Raw genomic sequence first — 1,450 nt, 5'->3', positions numbered from 1 at the left:
TGTCACGTCCTGAAATCGCTTTACAGTTTTGGGTAGTAAGTCTGTAACTTAAATTTACCCAAGTATGAATCTAAAGAAAGAAGGCCGGGATTCGATTTATGACAGCAGTTTGAAGATCACGGTAGCCCGTGAATACCTGACTGGCAACCTTGGCTATGGCAAACTAGCTGCTAAGTATGATCTTAGAAATGGTGATACTGTTCGCGGTTTTGTAAAATGGTATAAGAAGCATTATCCAAACCCGGAAGTAGCACCGGCAGTATCTGAAAAAGCTGACACTGAAGAAGTTGCCTTATTAAGAAAGCAGCTGCAGGAGGCTAACCTAAAAGTGGCTGGTTTTGAGATCATGATGGAAATCGCCCAGAAGGAGCTGGGAGTCGATATCGCAAAAAAGTATGGTACCAAACAGTCCTCGAAATGAAGCGCTACTATCCCCAAATTGGGCTTCAAAGGCTTTGCCGACTGTTTGGTAAAACAAGACAGGCATTCTACGATAATCAATGGAGGGATGCTGATGAAAAGTTTCAGGAAGTCCTGATCATTGACCTGGTAAAGAGTATTAGGGCGGTATTGCCGCGTGTCGGCGGTTTAAAGCTCCTGTTTATGCTCCAGGAGGATTTTAACGCTCATGGCATATCTATTGGCAGGGATAGTTTCTTTGCCCTGCTGGGTAAGCATGATCTATTGATCAAACGAAAAAGAAAGTATGCGCGTACCACCTGGTCCAATCATCATTATTACAAATGGCCGGATCTCATCCAGGGACTTGAAGTACAGGCAGCCCAACAGCTTTGGGTCAGCGACATCACTTACCTGCGTACCAGGCAAGGTTTTGTTTACCTGTCGCTCATTACAGATGCCTGGTCCCATAAAATTGTAGGTTATCACCTCAGTCTGCATTTAAAGGCGCAGGGATGCCTCATTGCATTGGATAAAGCCATCGCCACTTTAAAGAAAAACCCTGGCTTAATCCCTATACATCACTCTGACCGGGGCGTCCAATACTGCTGTGATCTATATGTAGCCAGGTTGCAAGACATGAAAATCCAAATCAGTATGACTCAATCCGGCAGCCCTTATGACAACTCGGTGGCCGAAAGACTCAATGGAATACTAAAACATGAACTTGGACTGGAAGGCACTTTTGAAGACTATAACCATGCTGTGGCTGCAACCCACTCGGCTATTGATCGGTACAACAAGATCAGGCCCCATTTTAGTTGCAGCAAACTGACGCCCGAAAAGGCCCATGTGAGCACAGGACCACTGGAAAAGCACTGGAAATCCAAACGAAAAAAGCAGCCATCAGGTCCAAAACAAGAGAAAGCCCTGTAAAGCTATATCCGTACAATCTGACAAACTGTAAAGCTATATCCGTATCATTGTGAACGACTGTAAAGCTCTCCCAGTAATAAGCTACCCACCTGTAAAGTTTTTTCAGTACAAGACA

2 protein-coding genes are annotated in these 1,450 nt (G+C 44.7%); both read left to right on the top strand.

Annotation, left to right across the window (positions count from 1 at the left end; translation table 11 throughout):
- Window positions 1–64: 64 nt before the first annotated feature.
- Window positions 65–421 carry a hypothetical protein gene (locus P2H89_RS35395; RefSeq protein ID WP_275836323.1) on the top strand — a complete coding sequence of 119 codons (357 nt, stop codon included), beginning with the start codon at window positions 65–67 and terminating at the stop codon, window positions 419–421.
- Window positions 418–1,335, top strand: coding sequence for an IS3 family transposase (locus P2H89_RS35390; RefSeq protein WP_275836321.1), 918 nt, complete (start codon window positions 418–420; stop codon window positions 1,333–1,335). Before P2H89_RS35395 ends, P2H89_RS35390 begins: the two co-directional genes overlap by 4 nt.
- The last annotated feature ends 115 nt before the right edge of the window (window positions 1,336–1,450 follow it).

Source organism: Paraflavitalea sp. CAU 1676 (genome assembly GCF_029223285.1).
In the GTDB taxonomy this organism is placed as follows: Bacteria; Bacteroidota; Bacteroidia; order Chitinophagales; family Chitinophagaceae; genus Paraflavitalea.
The sequence above is the reverse complement of the archived record's forward strand: the minus strand, read 5'-3'. Positions and strand labels throughout refer to the sequence as shown.